The organism is Nocardiopsis sediminis (genome assembly GCF_042650565.1).
GTDB lineage: Bacteria > Actinomycetota > Actinomycetes > Streptosporangiales > Streptosporangiaceae > Nocardiopsis_B > Nocardiopsis_B sediminis.
Genome location: NZ_JBHSBH010000009.1, coordinates 233,825 through 250,830, shown reverse-complemented (window position 1 = coordinate 250,830; position 17,006 = coordinate 233,825). Strand labels below are relative to the sequence as shown.

Genomic DNA, 17,006 nt, shown 5'->3' with positions numbered 1-17,006 from the left:
GGACGGGCCGACGGGATTGTGGTCCCGGGCCAGGCGCGGACGCTGATGGGATAACCCTAGAGCCGGGCGATCGAACCCGGCAACTCATTTTTGACCTGCGACTTTGGCCGAATCCGGCCGGAACTCATGGGGAATACCGGCGGCCCCGGGGTCAGGGGGCGGCGGGCCCCTCGCGGTCGAGGACGCGGATGAGCCCTTCCTGCACCACCGAGCAGACGAGCCGGCCGGAGCGGGTGAAGAACAGGCCACGGGCGAGCCCCCGCGCTCCGGTGGCGCTGGGGGTCTCCTGGGCGTAGAGCAGCCATTCGTCGGCCCGGAAGGGGCGGTGGAACCACATGGCGTGGTCGAGGCTGGCCATGGAGATGCCCGCGAAGGACCGGCCGTGCCGCAGCAGCACGGTGTCGAGCAGGGTCATGTCGGAGGCGTAGGTCATGAGGCAGACGTGCAGCAGCGGATCGGCGGGCAGGTCGCCGTCGACCCGCAGCCAGACGAGGTTGCGGGTGGTGCTCAGCCCGGGGTCGCGCTCGACCTCGAACGACAGCGGGCCGGCCGGGCGCATCTCGATCGGGTGCCAGCTCGCGAAGCGCGGGACCTTGCCGAATGCGGCGAACAGGCGCTCGCGGGTGGTGGGCAGGTCTTCGGGCGCGGGGACGTCGGGCATCGGGACCTGGTGCTCCAGTCCCGGCTCCTCGCCGTGGAACGACGCCGAGAGCGTGAAGATCGCCTTGCCGTGCTGCACGGCGACGACCCTGCGGGTGGTGAAGGAGCGGCCGTCGCGCACGCGGTCGACCTCGTAGACGATCGGCACCGAGGGATCGCCCGGGCGGATGAAGTAGGCGTGCAGCGAGTGCACGTGGCGGTCGGCGGGGACGGTGCGCCCCGCGGCGACCAGCGCCTGGCCCGCCACCTGGCCGCCGAAGACGCGCTGGGGCCCGCCGTGCGGGCTGCGGCCGCGGAAGATGTCGTCCTCGATGCGTTCGAGGTCGAGGATCCGCAGCAGGCCCTCGAGGGTCTGGCCGGGCTGGGCGGCCCCGGCCGCCTCCGGGCCGCCGCCCGCGGCGAGGTCATCTGTCATCGGGTTCCCCCTCGTCGGAGCCGTCGGCGGGGTCCCCCGGGCCGGGGTCGCGCCCGGCGCACAGCGCCAGCACCGCCTCGCCGTAGCGTTCGAGCTTCACCGCGCCCACACCGGAGATCCGCGACAGCTGGGAGACGCTGCCGGGGACGTGCTCGGCGACCGCCTGGAGGGTGGCGTCGGTGAAGACGACGTAGGCGGGGACCTTCTGCTCCTCGGCGGTCGCGCGGCGCCACGCCTTGAGCCGTTCGAGCAGGGCTTCGTCGTAGTCGGCGGGGCAGTCGAGGCAGCGGGAGAGCTTGCGTTCGGCGGCCTCGATGAGGGTGTTGCCGCAGATGCGGCAGCGTACGACCTTGGCCTGCTTGCGGTCGCGGCGGCTGCTGGCCAGGGAGGGCGAGGCCGGCCTCAGGCCGTCGAGGAAGCGGGACGGCTTGCGGGTCTTGCGCCCGCCGGGTGAGCGGGCCAGCGACCAGGACATGGCGAGGTACTCGCGTGCGCGGGTGACCCCCACGTAGAAGAGCCGCCGTTCCTCCTCGACCTGGTCGTCGGTTTCGGCGTAGACGATGGGCAGCATGCCCTCGGTGAGCCCGGCGAGGAACACGGCGTCCCATTCCAGGCCCTTGGCGGAGTGCAGCGAGGCGAGGGTCACGCCTTCGAACTCGGGGGCGTGCTCGGTGGCCACGCGGGCGTCGAGCTCGGCGACGAAGTCGTCCATGGTGGCGCCCGGCCGGGCGGCGGCGACGTCCTCGGCGAGCTGGGCGAGCGCCGCGAGGGACTCCCAGCGCTCGCGGGCCTGGCGGCCCTCGGGCGGCTCGGGGGTGAGGCCCAGCGGGGCGAGGATGTGGTGCACCGTGGCGGCGAGCGGGTCGTCGGCCGCGCCCTGCCGGGCGCCGCGCAGCGTGTGCACGGCCTGCTTGATCTCGGCGCGCTCGAAGAACCGGGTGGCGCCGCGGACGGCGAACGCGACGCCGGCGTCGGCGAGCGCCTGTTCGTAGGCGGCCGCCTGGGAGTTGGTGCGGAACAGCACCGCGATCTCGCGGGCGGGGGTGCCGGAGTCGATGAGCGCGGCGATCTTGCGCGCGACCGAGGTGGCCTCGGCGGGTTCGTCGTCGTACTCGGTGTAGGTGGGTTCGGGGCCGTCGGGCCGCTGGGCGACGAGTTCGAGGCGCTGCGCGGCGGTGCCGGGGGCGGACTTGAGGGCGAGGTTGGCGACCCGCACCACCTGGGGCGTGGAGCGGTAGTCGCGCACGAGCCTGACGACGGTGGCGTGCGGGTAGGCGGCCGAGAACCCCGTGAGGTAGCCGGGGGTGGCGCCGTTGAAGGAGTAGATGGTCTGGCTGGGGTCGCCCACCACGCAGACGTCGTCGCGGTCGCCCAGCCAGGCGTCGAGCAGGAGCTTCTGGAGCGGGTTGACGTCCTGGAACTCGTCGACGACGAAGTAGCGGTACTGGTCGCGCACGCGGTCGGCGATCTGCTGGTGCTCGGCGAGCATGGCCGCGGTGAGTTCGAGCATCGACTCGAAGTCGAGGAGGTTGCGGTCGCGGCGGATGTCCTCGTAGGCCTCGAAGACGCGGGCGACGTCGTGGGCGGGCATCGGCGGGGTGCGGCCGGCCTTGGCGATCGCGGATTCGTAGTCGGCCGGGCGGGTCTGGGTGACCTTGGCCCACTCGATCTCGCCGGCGAGGTCGCGCAGGCCTGCGCGGTCGGGTTGCAGGGCGCACGAGTGGGCGGCGCGCGCGACCACCTGGATCTTGCTGTCGATGAGGGTGGGCAGCGGCCCGCCGATGACCTGCGGCCAGAAGAAGGAGAGCTGGCGCAGGGCCGCGGAGTGGAAGGTGCGGGCCTGGACCCGCGGGGCGCCCAGGGCGCGCAGCCGCCCGCGCATTTCGCCGGCCGCCCGGACGGTGAAGGTGACGGCCAGGATCTGCTGCTCGGTGGCGACGCCGCTGGCGACCGCGTGGGCGATGCGGTGGGTGATGGCGCGGGTCTTGCCGGTGCCCGCACCGGCGAGGATGCACACCGGCCCGCGCAGTGCGCGTGCGGCCTCAAGCTGTTCGGGGTCGAGGCCGTCGAGTACCCGGTCGGGGTCCATCCTGTCCGCTCCGTTCGGCTCGGGGGCGTCTGCGTCTGCGTCCTTCAGGCGGCGGGGCCGGGTTCGGCCACGTCCGGCCACGCCGATCCCATTCACCCGGTCCAGTCTCTCAAGTATCAGTGGAGGTGCGCGCATGCTCGCACTGCGATCGCCGAGACTGTGGAAAGGCGAGCCGACGAGCGAGCGGAGCCGGCGCTGCCCCTGGCCGAAGGCCCGAATCGCTGGGCCGGTGGAGCGGAGCGAGGAGGCGAGCGTGACCGGTAAGCACAGTCGAGACCACCGCCACGGCCGGTGCGCGGAGGCACCGCCGGCGCGCCGGATCGCGGCCCCATGACCGCGGTCCGGGGGAACCGAAGTCCGCCAAGGAGCGTCCCACCTGCTGACATAAACGGCATTGGGGAAGCTCCGCGCGGTTTCCGGCGTTGGTAATAGGCGGTGTTCTCATCCACGTGGACGAAGGAGACGGCGCTATGACCACCCCCGGCACCGGGCGGATCACGATGTACTCCACACCCTGGTGCGGTTTTTGCAAGCGGCTGAAGAGCCAGCTCGGCCGCGAGGGGATCACGATCGACGAGATCGACATCGAGCAGAACCCCGAGGCGGCCGAGTACGTCATGCGGGTCAACGGCGGGAACCAGACCGTCCCGACGGTGGTGTTCCCCGATGGCACCGCCATGACGAACCCGTCCTTGACACAGGTCAAGGAGAAGATAGCGGCGCAAGTGTAGCCGCAACGGACGCCGCCCGGCCCGCTCGGGCGGGCGGCGGCCGGCACCCCGGGCGGGGGCAAGGGAATGGGGGAAAGACGTGACGGCTCACCGAACTGTCCGTGGCGAGGGGACGGCCACCTACGGCCTGATCAGGCGGACCCCTGAGGGGTGGCGCGTACAGGACGGCGAAGAACTGCCGGACCTGCTCAACGCTATGGTGCTGGCGGATCTGCTCGCCGCGGAGGAGCGCCAGTCCGACCGGCCGGCGGCCGCGCCGCCGCGGGCGGCCGAGCAGGACTCCGAGGTCGAGCGGCTGCGGGTGACCGTGGCCCAGCTCGAGCACGCGCTGCACACGCGCGTCGTGGTGGAGCAGGCGATCGGCGTGCTCGTCGAGCGCCACCGGCTGACCCCGCGCAAGGCGTTCGAGCGGCTGCGCTCCGCGGCGCGCTCGCGCGGGCGCAAGGTCGCGGACATGGCCCGCGACGTCGTGACGAGCAGCACCAACCCGCTGACCGCGCTGCCGGGCGAGCTCGCGGGCGAGGGCACCGCGGCCGAAGCCGAGCCGGCGCGGCGCGGACGCCGGGCCGACCAGCGCGCCACATCATGATCGGGCGCGCCGCGTGACCCGCGTCCTGGAGGGAGGGCGCAGGGCCGCTCCGGCGCGCAACGGCTACCATTCGCCGGGCAGCGGGCCCCCGTACCAGTGTTCGATGAGCTTGCGGGCGATCGACACCGAACCGGGGAGCACGACCTCGCCCGATTCCGCGGCGGCGTGGAGCTCGTCGCGGGAGAACCAGCGGACCTCGGAGATCTCGTCGTCGGTCCGCTCGGCGGTCCCGACGGCCCGCGCCGTGTACCCCAGCATCAGGCTGCGCGGGAACGGCCAGGGCTGCGACCCCAGGTAGACGGGGTCGGCCACCCGCACGCCCGTTTCCTCGGCCACCTCGCGCACCACGGCCTGCTCCAGCGACTCCCCCGGGTCGACGAACCCCGCCAGCACCGAGTAGCGGGCGCCCGGCCAGCGGGGGTTGTGGCCGAGCAGGCACTGCTCCACCCCGCCGGCCTCGCGGTGCACGAGCATGATGACCGCGGGGTCCATGCGGGGGTAGTGCTCGCTGCCGTCCGCGGTGCAGATCCGCAGGTGCCCCGCCGATTCCGGGCGGGTCGGCGCGCCGCAGGCCGGGCAGAAGCGGTGGGCGGCGTTCCAGTTGGCGACCGCCACGGCGTGGGTGAGCAGCCCGGAATCGCGCGCGTCCAGCAGCGCCCCCACCTCCCGCAGGGACGCGGGCTCGGCGTCGGCGGCGCCGGGCAGGCCCGAGAAGGGGTCGTCGGCCGTGGAGCGCACCGCGAAGTAGGCGCGGCCGTCGTCGTCGGTCCCCAGGAGGTAGCGGTCGCCGTCGGGCGCGTCATCGGGGGCGACGAGCAGGAGGCGGGGCGTCCCGTCGTCGCCGGGGCCGGTGGTCGTCACCAGCGCCTGCGACTGCCGGGCCCGCATCGCCTGGTAGCCGTAGGAGCCGGGGTCGCCGCCCTGGAGGACCAGTACGCGCGTCCCGGGGTCGGCCCACGCCTTGCGCAGCCAGGCGTCGTCGCTGCGCCTGTGCCCGGCGACGTCGATCAGGCCGCGGGAGAGCGCGGGTGTCTCGTGTGGTGCGAACATGTCGACCTTCTCGGCGATGGGGCGGGGTTCGTGCTGCTCAGCGGCCCGCGGAGCCGGTGCGGGCGCGCCCCAGCTCCGCCCAGAGGTGGGCCGCGCTTTCGGCCCCCTTGAGCAGCAGGGGGATCTCGACCTTCTCGTTGGGCGCGTGGATGCGGTCGTCGTCGAGCCCGACGGCGACGAAGACCAGCGGGGCGCCGAGGATGTCGGCGATGTCGGCCTCGGGGCCGCTGCCGCCCTCGCGGGTGAACAGTACCTCGGTCCCGAAGGCCCGCTCCATCGCGGCACGGGCCGCGCGCACGGCCGTGCCGCCGTCGATGCGGCCCGCCGCCGGCGCGGGGCCGGGAGCGGGGCCGCCGCCGACGATGGCGGAGATGTCGGACGCGCACGCGCGCACGCCCGGCCCCGTGAACGTCACCTCGGCGCGCAGCCCGGGCGGCAGGTTCGCCTCGACGTAGGCGCGTACCCGGTCCTGGATGTGCAGTGGCTCCTGGCCGGGCACGAGGCGGAAGCTCACCTTGGCGTGCGCGGAGCGGGGCACGATCGTCTTGGATCCGGCGCCGGTGTGCCCGCTCCACATGCCGTTGATCTCGGCGGTGGGGCGCACCCAGACGCGTTCCAGGGTGCTGTACCCGGCCTCCCCGGCCGTCGCCGTGCTGCCCCCGGCGGTGCGCAGCCATGCGGCCTCGTCGAAGGGCAGCTTGGCGATGAGCGCGCGCTCGGCGTCGGAGACCTCGGCGACGCCGTCGTGGAAGCCGGGGATCGCCACCCGGCCATCGGCGTCGTGCATGCCCGAGAGGAGGCCGGCCAGCGCCTTGGCGGGGTTGGGGACTGCCCCGCCGAAGGATCCGCTGTGCAGGTCGGTCCCTGCCCCGTACACGTCGATCTGCCCGTCGGTCAGGCCGCGCATCCCCACGCACATAGACGGGGTGTCGGCGGCCCACATGGTGGTGTCGGAGATGACCGCGACGTCGCAGGCCAGGCGGTCGCGGTTGCGGGTGAGCAGGCCGGCGAAGTGCGGGGAGCCGGACTCCTCCTCGCCCTCGACCAGGAGCTTGAGGGTGACCGGCGGCGCGTCCGCGCCCGAGGCGGCGAGGGCGGCGCGCAGCCCCAGGGCGTGGAAGAGGACCTGGCCCTTGTCGTCGGAGGCGCCGCGGCCGATGAGCCGGTCACCGCGCTCGACCGGGGCGAAGGGGTCGGTCTCCCACTCCTCGACGGGGTCGACCGGCTGGACGTCGTGGTGGCCGTAGACGAGGACGACGGGGGCGGCGGGGTCGGCCGCGGGCCACTCCGCGAACACGGCGGGCTGCCCGGGGGTCTCCCAGACCTCCACGACCGGGAACCCGGTGGCCTCCAGGTGGCGGGCCAGCCACGCGGCGGACCGGCGGACGTCGGCGCCGTGGCCGGGGTCGGCGGAGATCGAGGGGATCGCCAGCCACTCCTTGAGGTCGCCGATGAACTCGTCACGCCGGTCCTCGATGTAGCTGCGCACGTCCATCAGCCCGCGGTCCCTTCCCCGGTGGTCCTCCGACGCACTCGAGCCTAGGACCTCCGGTCCCCCGCCGCGCACGCGGACACCGCCCGCTCGGCCGGGCCCCGCCCCTGGGCACACCGTCGGCGCGCCGCGGCGAGGCATCCGCCGCGCTCACCCTCAGGGACCACCCCGGACCTCCCCCTCAGGTACCTGTCCGCCTCTTCCGTGAGCGGGCTACGGTCGAGGGGAGCGCCGCCGTGCCGCGGACCCGGCAGAGTGGGGGCGTACCCGAGGATGAGGGCCACCGGGCGGCACTCCCGGGCAGGCTGCGCCGCGACGATGAGACGATCCGGGTGAGGGATGGCCGCCGACGACAGGGACACCGGTCCTGACGGGCCTGGGGGCGGGCACGGCGGCGGTGCGGACGGCACGCCGGTGCGCGGGAGCGCCACCGGGGGATGGATCGGCAGCGTCGTCTCCGACGTGGTGTGGCGTCCCACGGGCGGGCTTGCGCGGCGCCTGCCGCCGCCCCCTGAGGGGGCCGGTGGGGGTGCGGCCGCTCCGCGGGCGGTGCTGGGCGGTGTGTGCGCGAGGATCGCGGCGCGCCGCGGCGCCGAGGTGCGACGGGTGCGCCTGCTGTTCGTCCTGACGCTGGCGCCCGCCGTGCTGTACCCGGTGTTCTGGCTGGTGCGGGCCGCGGGCAGGCCCGTGGTGCACGGCCGCGAGCTCGCCAACCGGCAGCTCTTCCTGGGGGTCGTCGTCATCATCATCGCCCTCACCACCAGGACCGAGCTGGAGGCCGCCTCCCTGACCCCGTTCGCCGACTCGGGCCTGCTGAGGGATCCCTCGCCGGCCGACCCCGGCGCACAGGCGCGGTTCCGCGGCAGCCCCGTACCGGTCGTGCCCGAGGTCGGCGGTCTCCTCATGGCCGTCCACCTCTCCGTCGGGGCCGCCCTGGGCGCACCCCTGTTCCTTCTGCCCGCTTCCCCCCTGCTGACGTGGCGGCTCATGACGCTGGCGACGCTCGTCCTGCATCTCCTGGTCCCCACGTTCCAAGCGCTCGTGATGCCGTTCGAGTCCGTGGCCCTGCTGGCCTACCTCGTCGTCCTCTACGCGCTCGCCGCCCAGTACGAGCGACGGATCGTCTACGGCGTGGGCGCGTGCAGCGTGCTCATGGTGATCGCGTGCGCGACGATCCCGGGAGCGCGGGCGGGAGAGGCGCTGTGGTCGGTCCTGCTGCTCGTCGCGGCCCTGTTCCTCGGCGCGAACGCGCGCCTGCGCCGGCCCGCCACCGCGACCTATATCGCCCGCCCCGGTGACGTCGCCGGACGGCGCACCTCGGTCCCCGTTATCGACGGCGTGATCGACGCCGTGTGGGGGGCGCCGGTGCGCCGCCCCGGCGGGCCGCTGCGACTGCTGGGCGGGCCGCGGCGCCCACTGCGGGGCCGGGCGGTGGCGGGGGTCTGCCGGGCGCTGTCGCGGGGGTCGAGGGGCGCGCTGATCGCCCTGCGCGCCGCGTTCGTGCTGCTCCTGCCGCTGGGGGTGCCCGCCTATGCGGTGCTGTGGCTGGTGCTCCCGCGCGAGGACGAGCCGATTCCCGAGGACGACGGCGGGGGGCCGGTGCCCCTGTCGGGGCGCGAGATCGCGGCGTGGGGCCTGCTGGCGACGGTGTCGGGCGGCCTGGCCGCGCTGGTCGCGGTCCAGCTCGTGTTCTTCCACGGTGTGCCCGTGACGGCGTCGGTGCTGCTCGGGTGCGCCGCGGGCCTGCCGTTCGCGCTGCTGCCGTATGCGCCGCTGCTCACGTGGCGGCTCACCGCGGGGGCGGTCTTCGCGATCCTGATCGCGGTGGGCACGGCCGGCTCCCCGCCCACCGACCTGTGGCCGTGGCCGGTGGCGGCGCTGCTCGCGCTGCCCGTTGTGCTCTACGCGGTGGCGGCCGCGCACCCGGGGTGGACCACCGTCGGAGTGGGCGTGGTCACAGCGGGGATGGACACCGTCGCCGCCTCTGTGATCGCCGGCACCCCGGTGGCGCAGAGCGCCTGGCTCGCCGCCGTCGTAGCGGGCGTCCTGCTGCTGGGCTACAACGTGGGCGGCCGGCGGGCCGCGCAGCGCCGGCTCGCCCGGGAGAGCGCGCTGCGCCGGGAGGACCGGGCGCGCCAGGCGGTACTGGAGGAGCGCTCGCGGATCGCCCGTGAGCTGCACGACGTGGTCTCGCACCACATGTCGATGATCGCCATCCAGGCCGAGGCGGCGCCGTACAAGTACCCGGAGATGGGCCCCGGCGCCACCGACTCCCTGCACGCGATCCGCGATGCCGCCCGCGACGCGCTCGCGGAGATGCGCCGGGTGGTCGGCCTCCTGCGCGACGAGGGCGAACGCCCCGAGCGCGCGCCGCAGCCGGGGCTGGCGGACCTGGACGACCTGCTGGCGGGGGCGCGCCAGGCGGGGATGGCGGTCACGGTCGCGGAGCGAGCGGACCCGGCCGGGCTGCCGGGGGCCGTGGACCTGTCGGCCTACCGGATCGTGCAGGAGTCGCTGAGCAACGCGGGCCGGCACGCCCCCGGGGCGGCGGTGTCGGTGTCCCTCCTGCGCACAGGGGACCTCCTGACGGTCCGGGTCGTCAACGGCCCCCGCCCGGGCGATGCCCGCCCCGGCGCGACCCCCGGCCTCGGCTCCGGCGGCCACGGCCTGGTGGGCATGCGCGAACGGGTCGCCATGCTGGGCGGCCGGCTCCGCGCAGCCCCGCTCCCCGACGGCGGCTTCGAGGTGACCGCCGACCTCCCGCTCGGCGACGAACAGTAGTGTGGTCGCGTGCCGGTAACCGTGATCGTAGCCGATGACCAGGCCATGGTCCGCGACGGCATCGCCACCCTTCTCGACGCCGCCCCCGACATCGACGTCGTCGCCCAGGCGGCCAACGGCCGCGAGGCGGTCGGCCTCGCCCGGGAGCACCGCCCCGATGTCGTGGTCATGGACGTCCGCATGCCCGTCATGGACGGCCTGGCCGCCACCCGTGAGATCACCGAGGCGGCCGGCGCCGACGGCGGCCCGCGCGTGCTCGTGCTCACGACGTTCGACCTCGACGAGTACGTCTACGAGGCCCTCGGCGCCGGGGCCAGCGGCTTCCTGCTCAAGGACGCCCCGGTGGAGGACCTGCGCGCGGCGGTGCGCGTGGTGGCGGCGGGCGACGCGCTCCTCGCGCCGTCGGTCACCCGGCGGCTGATCGCCGACATCGCCAAGCGGCGCCGCGAGCGCATCCACGCCCGGCCGCAGGCGTTCGCCGACCTCACCCCGCGCGAGACCGACGTCCTGCGCCAGATCGCCCGGGGCCTGTCCAATGCCGAGATCGCCGAGGAGCTGTTCCTCGCCGAACAGACGGTGAAGACCCATGTCGGCCGGGTCCTCACCAAGCTGGACCTGCGCGACCGCACCCAGGCCGTGGTGTTCGCCTACGAGAACGGCCTCATCTGAGCCCGCAGGTGCCCCGCACGCCGCCGGTCTCCCCCGCTCGTCAGCGCGCCCCGCGCATCCGGGCGCCCCGCACGCCGCCGGTCGCCCGGCCGGGGCTTCGCTCATCCCCCTGAGGGGCTGGCCCCGGTGTCCCTCTCCATGGCGATGTGTCCGGCGGTGGCCCGTTCGTAGCGTCATGGCCCATGACGCAACGGCTCCCCGCACTGCTCACCGGTACCGCCCTGGCCGCCGCCGCGCTCGCTGGCGCGGCCGGCGGCCCCCTGCCGGCCCGCGCCGACTCGGCGCGGCCGGTCGCGCCGCTGCACTACGAGCAGACGGAGGTGGACGGGCACCTCCTGCTCGCCGACGACCCCGCGGGGACGGGACGCGTGGTGGAGGTCATCGGCGACCTGGACACGGCCGACGACGTGGCGATCGTGGTCCCCGGCAGCGGGCAGAACCGCGAGAACTTCCGCCACTCCGACGCGCACCCCGGGACGGTCCCGCTCGACAACGGGCGCGCCCTCTATAAGGCGATGCGCGCGCAGCTCCCGGACCGCGCCGTCGCCGTTGTGGTGTGGCTGGGCTACCAGCCCCCGCAGAACCTCGGCAGTGACGCCATCAGCTCCACGCGTGCCCGCCTGGGCGCGGCCGAACTCGCACGGTTCACCCGGCACTGGATCCCCGATTCCGCCCACACCACGCTCGTGTGCCACAGCTACGGCAGCACGGTGTGCGGCCTGGCCGCGCGCGAGCCCAGTGTCGCCGACGACGTCGTGGCCCTGGCCAGCCCGGGCATGGGCGTGCGCGACGCCGGCGGGATCCGCGCGCGGGTGTGGGCCACCCGCGCCGCCGACGACTGGATCCGCTTCGTGCCCTCGTTCCGGCTGGGGCCCTACGGCCTCGGCGGCGATCCGATGCGCTCCGCCTTCGGCGCGACCACCTTCCCCGCGGGCGCCGTCAGCGGGCACGACCAGTACTACACGCCGGGCAGCGCCGCCCTCACCACCACCGCCGCCATCGCCCTGGGCACGCGCCCGCACGGCGCCCGGCCCGCGACGGTGGCCCCGTCCCGGTCCGGGCACCTGGCCGCCGGGCCCCACGCGGGCGCGTCGCCGACCGGGTGACCGGGGGCGCCGCGCGCCGCGGGAGAGCGGATTTCGGCCCCTCCAGGGGCCCGATCAGGGGGGATAGGGGCGGGCCGCGGGCCGGCCGGGCGCCACCGCCGGGACGGCGGAGCATGCCGGGCACTGGGCGTCCCGGATCGGGTGATATGGGTGAGTGGCCACCGCTTCCGTGCTGCGCTGTAGGAGCCCCCCATGATCGAGTTGCCCAAGCGCGTCCACGAGCACGCCCTCACCCTCACCCCCGACCAGTTGCCCGTCCGGGTCTACGACCTCCCCCGCCTCGACGCCCGCGGCCGGGCCCTGCGCGACAGCCTGCCCCCGTCGGTGGAGCTGTACTTCAGCCTGCACGACCCTCCCCCGGGCGCGGTCTCGGCGCTCGCCCGCCACGCGTCCGGGTTCGAGGTGGTCTCGGCCGACGGCCTGGGCGCCGTCCGCCGGGAGCGCCCCGCCGCCCGCGCGGCGCTGCGCGGCCCCGGGAAGACCCGTGAGGAGATCACCGCCGCCGTGGCCGCCGGAAACGCTGCGCTGCACGTCGACAGCCCCGAGGAGCTGCGCCTCATCCTGCTGGCCGCCCGGTACGCGGGCCGCGGGGTGGACGTCCTGCTGCGGGTCGACCCACCCGAGGGGTCGGGCGGCGGCACGGCCGCCGCCCCCGTCGGCATGGACCCCGCGGCGCTCGTGGAGTGCGCCGAGATCCTGGACGGGTCCACCCTCGTGCGGCCGCTGGGGTTCAGCACGGGCACCGCCGACCGGCCCGATGCGCGGACCCTCGGCCGGCTGGCCAAGGAGATGCTGGATGCGCTGCGCCCGTGGAGTTCGATGTTCGGCATCGCCCGCCCCCAGTACGCGATCGTCGGCGGTGCCCCCGCGCCCGGGGCGGGCAGATGGAGCACCGGGTTCGACTGGCGGCAATACGGGTCGCTGCTCTCACGGCTGGCGGCCCCCGGGGAGACGCTGCGGGTCACCCCGTCGGGTCCGCCGGAGCCCTGCTGCGGCTGGTTCCTGACCCGGGTGCTCGACGTCAAGCACCACTACGGGCGGGCCCTGGCCGTTGTCGCCGGTGGCGAGTGGATCGGCGACGCCGCGCCGGGCGACGTCGCGGTGGTGCCCCTGGAGACCGGGTGGGACCGGCCCTGGCCACGGCCGGAGCTGGCCGCCGAACCGGTCACGGTCACCTGCCGCGACACCGGAGCCGAACGCGTTCTGGCCAACGACGTCCCCGTCGACCTCCTCCGCGTCGGCGACGCCGTGGCCTTCCCCGCCACCTTCACCACCCCCGCCGCCCCGGGCCCCCCGCCCGGGGTCCACACCCTCACGGCGTGACGGGGTCACAGCCCAAGCGCCCGCTCGACCCTGTCGAGGGGGATCACCGACGAACGGCCGGCCTCGATATCGGCCAGCCGCTGCTCGGCGATGCGCGCGTCATGTTCGTCCAGCACCGCTTCGTGGTCCTCGTCCACGTCGATCCGTCCCCTATCGCGCCCCAAACCTTGTCGGTACAGGGTCCCCGGCCGTTGGCTCGATGACACCCCCTGGAGACGGAGTCGCCCCTCTGCCGTTCGTCTCACCCGTAGTGGAACCAGTGTGCGGTCGTCCCCCTCGTTGAGAGGAGGACCCCCTACCGCGAGAGCGGGTACTCGTGGCGCTCCCCGCTCTGGGCCTGCACCAGGCTCTCGAGCAGGCGCCGCGCATTGGCCGGGGAGCGCAGCAGGTGTGCGGTCTCCTCCAGCGCCTCATAGTCCTCGCGAGAGATCAGTACGGCGTCCCCCTTGCGCGAGGTGATCTCCACGGGTGCACGGTCATCATTGACCTGCTCTATGAGTGAAAGGAGGCTCTTGCGGGCCTCGGATGCGGTGATCGTCATCACTCCCCCCTTCGAACCGGTACCGGATATCCAACCATCCGTAGAAGGGGTTGGAGAGACTTCACCCAAGCCCCTTACTGCTGCCTGATCGGCGTCACCCCTCGCGGCCGGGCGCCTCCGGGACCGCCGCCACCAGGGCGGCCAGACCCTCCGCGTCCAGGAGGTCGGTGGGGCGCACGGTGGCGTCCGCGCGGACGTAGTGGAAGGCGGCGCGGACGCGGTCGAGGGGGACGCCCGCGAGGTCGGCCCAGGCCAGCCGGTAGGCCGCGAGCTGGACCGCGACCGCGCGCCGCTCACGGGCGTTCTCGGGCGGGCGGCCCGTCTTCCAGTCGACGACGTCGTAGTGGCCGTCCCCGGCGTCGTCGAACACGGCGTCCATCCGGCCGCGGACCAGCCGGTCGCCGATGATGGTCTCGAACGGGACCTCGACGTCGAGCGGTGTGCGCCCGCCCCACGCGCTGTCCTCGAACCGGCGCTGGAGCTCGGCCAGGTCCTCGTCGCCCCCGGCGCCGTCGTCGGCCGCGCCGGGCAGCTCGTCGGGGACGAGGAGGCTCTGCTGGCCGAAGCGCTGCTCCAGCCACGCGTGGAAGGCGGTGCCGCGCCGGGTGTGCGGCGCGGGCGGGCGGGGCAGCGGCCGGCGGATCTGGCGGGCCAGCGCCGAAGGGTCGCGCGCCAGCGTGACCAGGGACGACACCGACAGATGGGCGGGCAGCTCGACGGCGATCGCACCGTCGCCGGGCCCCGTGCGGGCATCGCGGTGCGCGAGGAGCAGGTCGGTGTCGCGCGCCCAGCCGTCGAGGCGGCGGCGCATGGACGCGGGCACGGTCGCGCGGTCCAGCAGCTCCAGCCACCTGCGGCCCTCGCTGTCCGCGGGCGCCGTCTCCCCCTCTGCCGATCCTCTACGGGCACGTGCCCTCGTCACCAGTTCGGCGCCCTCCACGATCTCGCGGTAGCGGCGCGCGGCCGCGTCCTCGTACTCCTCGGGGGGCTGCGGCCAGGCGACCGGGACGGTCTCGGCCGTCTGCGGGTTGGCGTCGCCCTCCTCCGGCGGGGGCGCCCACTGGGCGACCCGCCCGGCGCCGGCCGTGCACGCCTCGCGGATCTCCTCCAGGAAGTCCGACGGCCCCCGCTTGGCCGTGCTGCTGCGCCCCCACCAGTGCCCGGTGCACACCAGCGCGAACGATGCGCGGGTGACCGCGACGTAGGCGAGCCGCCGCTCCTCCATCCGGTGCCGGGCGCGGTCGGCGGCGACGAAGTCGGCGATGGCCGCCTTGTCCACGCCGGCCAGCCGCGGCAGGCCGGCGGCGTCGCCGCGCAGCGGGAAGGGCAGCTTCTGCTCCTTGGACACCCAGCCGCCCGCGTCGCGGGCCTTGGTGGGAAAGACCGGCGAGGTGGTCCCGCCCGACAGCCCCGGGACGACCACCAGCGGCCATTGCAGCCCTTTGGCGGCGTGCACGGTCATGAGCTTGACGGTGTCGCTGCCGCCGACCCGCTCTCCGGGCTCCAGCCCCTTCTCGGCGTCCTCGGCCGAGCGCAGGTAGTTCAGGAACATGCCGAGCGTGGGGTCGTCGCTGTTGCCGACGAAGCGGACGGCGGCGTCGAGGAACGCGTCGAGGTCGGCGCGGGCCGCCACCGGGTCGCGGCCGGTGCGCGCGCCCACCTCGATGTCCAGGCCGAGGGTGCGTTCGATCTCGCTGACCAGGTCGGGCAGCGGCTGGCCGGCCTGGCGGCGCAGGGCGCGCAGCTCGTCGGCGATGGCCGCCAGGCGCTCGTAGCCCGTGGCCGAGTAGCGGTCGGCCGGCCCGAGGTCGTCGAGCGCGTCGACCAGGCTGCCGCTCTCGGCGGTCAGGTCCAGGACGGTGCGGCGCAGCAGGTCCTCGGTGCCGTCGTCGCCGGGGTCGGGCGCATCGCCCGTGAGGTCGCGCCGGGTCTCCTTGGCGAGTTCGGCGGCGCGCTCGCCGAGGGCGACGAGGTCGCGCGGGCCCAGCCGCCAGCGGGGTCCGGTCAGCAGCCGGGCCAGCTCGTTGCCCGCGGTGGCGTCGTGCACCACGCGCAGGGTGGCGACGATGTCGCGCACCTCGGGCACGGTCATCAGTCCGCCCAGCCCCACGACCTCGACGGGGATGCCGCGCGCCTCCAGCGCCTCGCGCAGCGCGGGGAACTGGGACCGCTTGCGGCACAGCACGGCGACGTCGCCGGGGCCGATCGCCGCGCCCCCTTCGCCCGAGGGCCACGCGATGCCGTCGGGGGCGAGGTGGCCGGCCTGGGACAGGGCGGCGTCGACGGTGGCGGCGATCCACGCCGCCTCCTCGGTCTCGGTGGCGAAGAGCGCGCAGGCCACCGTGCCGCGCCCGCGGCGCGCGGGCCCGGGGTAGAGGACCGGGACGTAGTCGGCCTCCTCGCGCAGCGGCCCCGACAGCCGCTTGGCGACGTCGAGCACGCGTTCGCCGTTGCGGAAGCTGGTGGCGAGCCGGCGCACCGGCGCCGGCCGCCCCGGGGCCTCGGGGAAGTCGGTGGGGAAGCTGGTGAGGTTGCCGGAGCTGGCGCCGCGCCAGCCGTAGATCGACTGGCAGGGGTCGCCGACCGCGGTGACCGGGTGCCCGCCGCCGAAGAGCGCGCGCAGCAGGAGCAGCTGGGCGTGGCTGGTGTCCTGGTACTCGTCGAGTAATACGACGCGGTACCGGCTCTGCTCGACCATCCCCACCTCGGGGTGGCGGGTGGCGATGCGCGCGGCCAGTGCGACCTGGTCGCCGTAGTCCATGACCTCGCGCTGGGCCTTGGCGGCGGTGTAGCGCTCGACCAGCGGCAGCAGCTGCTCGCGCTTGCGCTGGGTGGCGATCAGGTCGCGGGTCTCCTTGACGGGCTTGCGGGGCAGCGCTTTGACCTGGTCGGCGATCCACCGGCCCACGCCGCGCACGTCGTCGGGGGTGCGCAGGTGGTCGGCCAGCTCCCCGGCCAGCTCCAGCACCCGGTCGGTCACCGTGCGCGGCCCGACGGTGACGGCGTCCATGGGGCCGTCGTAGCCGCCCACGATCCGGGTGGCGAGCTGGTACGCCTGGCCGGGGCTGATGAGGCGGGTCGACGGCTCGACCGCCTCGCGCAGCGCGTGGTCGCCCACCAGCCGCGCGGCGTAGGAGTTGTAGGTGGCGACCGTGGGGTCGGCGTCGAGGACGTCGGCGGGGACCTGTTCGGTGGCGCGCAGCTGGTCGAGGCGGCGGCGCACGCGCTCGGCCAGCTCCGACGCCGCCTTGCGGGTGAAGGTGAGGCCGAGCACGTGCTCGGGCCGCACGTGGCCGTTGGCCACGAGCCACACGACGCGCCCCGCCATGGTCTCGCTCTTGCCCGAGCCGGCTCCGGCGACCACCACCCCCGGGCCCAGCGGCGCGGAGATCACCGCGGCCTGTTCGGCGGTCGGCTCGGGCTGGCCGAGCATCCGGGCGAGTTCGGCCGGGGTGAGGGCGCGGCGCGGCGCGGGGGCCTCGGGGGGCGCCTGTTCGCTCGCTGTCACCTGGGGCTCCTTGCCTGCACGTCCCCGGCGGGGGCCGGGGTGGGATCGCATC

Annotated in this window: 13 protein-coding genes; 6 read left to right on the top strand and 7 right to left on the bottom strand. The window is 75.0% G+C overall.

The window, feature by feature from the left end; all coding sequences use genetic code 11:
• Positions 1 to 151: 151 nt before the first annotated feature.
• Both tesB and ACFOVU_RS14880 read right to left on the bottom strand, forming a co-directional pair.
• On the bottom strand, positions 152 to 1,075 hold the full coding sequence (gene tesB, locus ACFOVU_RS14885) for an acyl-CoA thioesterase II (protein WP_378533969.1): 924 nt from the start codon (positions 1,073 to 1,075) through the stop codon (positions 152 to 154).
• The gene (locus tag ACFOVU_RS14880; protein ID WP_378533967.1) at positions 1,065 to 3,164 is read right to left on the bottom strand and encodes an ATP-dependent DNA helicase UvrD2; all 2,100 of its coding nucleotides are present in this window, start codon (positions 3,162 to 3,164) and stop codon (positions 1,065 to 1,067) included. The genes tesB and ACFOVU_RS14880 overlap by 11 nt, the downstream gene beginning before the upstream one ends.
• A gap of 470 nt (positions 3,165 to 3,634) precedes the next feature.
• On the opposite strand from ACFOVU_RS14880, the gene ACFOVU_RS14875 reads away from it, so the two are divergent.
• Together ACFOVU_RS14875 and ACFOVU_RS14870 are read left to right on the top strand one after the other, a co-directional pair.
• The gene (locus ACFOVU_RS14875; RefSeq protein ID WP_378533965.1) at positions 3,635 to 3,895 is read left to right on the top strand and encodes a mycoredoxin; all 261 of its coding nucleotides are present in this window, start codon (positions 3,635 to 3,637) and stop codon (positions 3,893 to 3,895) included.
• 79 nt (positions 3,896 to 3,974) lie between these two features.
• Positions 3,975 to 4,484 (top strand): ANTAR domain-containing protein, encoded by a 510-nt coding sequence (locus tag ACFOVU_RS14870; protein ID WP_378533963.1) that lies wholly within the window; start codon positions 3,975 to 3,977, stop codon positions 4,482 to 4,484.
• A gap of 63 nt (positions 4,485 to 4,547) precedes the next feature.
• Here ACFOVU_RS14870 and nudC read toward each other — a convergent pair whose 3' ends face one another.
• Together nudC and ACFOVU_RS14860 are read right to left on the bottom strand one after the other, a co-directional pair.
• Positions 4,548 to 5,534: an NAD(+) diphosphatase gene (gene nudC / locus ACFOVU_RS14865; protein ID WP_378533961.1), complete on the bottom strand. Its 987-nt coding sequence runs from the start codon at positions 5,532 to 5,534 to the stop codon at positions 4,548 to 4,550.
• A gap of 37 nt (positions 5,535 to 5,571) precedes the next feature.
• Positions 5,572 to 7,029, bottom strand: a complete 1,458-nt coding sequence (locus ACFOVU_RS14860; protein ID WP_378533959.1) for a M20/M25/M40 family metallo-hydrolase — start codon at positions 7,027 to 7,029, stop codon at positions 5,572 to 5,574.
• Between the two features lie 336 nt (positions 7,030 to 7,365).
• On the opposite strand from ACFOVU_RS14860, the gene ACFOVU_RS14855 reads away from it, so the two are divergent.
• The 4 genes from ACFOVU_RS14855 (at position 7,366) to ACFOVU_RS14840 (ending at position 12,905) form a co-directional block, all read left to right on the top strand.
• Positions 7,366 to 9,807: a histidine kinase gene (locus tag ACFOVU_RS14855; protein ID WP_378533957.1), complete on the top strand. Its 2,442-nt coding sequence runs from the start codon at positions 7,366 to 7,368 to the stop codon at positions 9,805 to 9,807.
• A 21-nt stretch (positions 9,808 to 9,828) separates the two neighbouring features.
• A complete protein-coding gene (locus ACFOVU_RS14850) occupies positions 9,829 to 10,476 on the top strand; it encodes a response regulator (RefSeq protein ID WP_378533955.1) in 648 nt (215 codons plus the stop codon).
• Between the two features lie 182 nt (positions 10,477 to 10,658).
• A complete protein-coding gene (locus ACFOVU_RS14845) occupies positions 10,659 to 11,582 on the top strand; it encodes an alpha/beta hydrolase (RefSeq protein ID WP_378533953.1) in 924 nt (307 codons plus the stop codon).
• Positions 11,583 to 11,774: 192 nt separating this feature from the next.
• Entirely contained in the window at positions 11,775 to 12,905 is a 1,131-nt protein-coding gene (locus tag ACFOVU_RS14840; RefSeq protein ID WP_378533951.1) for a hypothetical protein, read from the top strand.
• A gap of 5 nt (positions 12,906 to 12,910) precedes the next feature.
• Here ACFOVU_RS14840 and ACFOVU_RS14835 read toward each other — a convergent pair whose 3' ends face one another.
• From ACFOVU_RS14835 to ACFOVU_RS14825, 3 genes are all read right to left on the bottom strand, one after another.
• A complete protein-coding gene (locus ACFOVU_RS14835; protein ID WP_378533949.1) occupies positions 12,911 to 13,042 on the bottom strand; it encodes a hypothetical protein in 132 nt (43 codons plus the stop codon).
• A 158-nt stretch (positions 13,043 to 13,200) separates the two neighbouring features.
• A complete protein-coding gene (locus tag ACFOVU_RS14830) occupies positions 13,201 to 13,446 on the bottom strand; it encodes a type II toxin-antitoxin system Phd/YefM family antitoxin (protein ID WP_378533947.1) in 246 nt (81 codons plus the stop codon).
• A gap of 94 nt (positions 13,447 to 13,540) precedes the next feature.
• Entirely contained in the window at positions 13,541 to 17,005 is a 3,465-nt protein-coding gene (locus ACFOVU_RS14825; protein WP_378533945.1) for an ATP-dependent helicase, read from the bottom strand.
• Position 17,006: the final 1 nt, after the last annotated feature.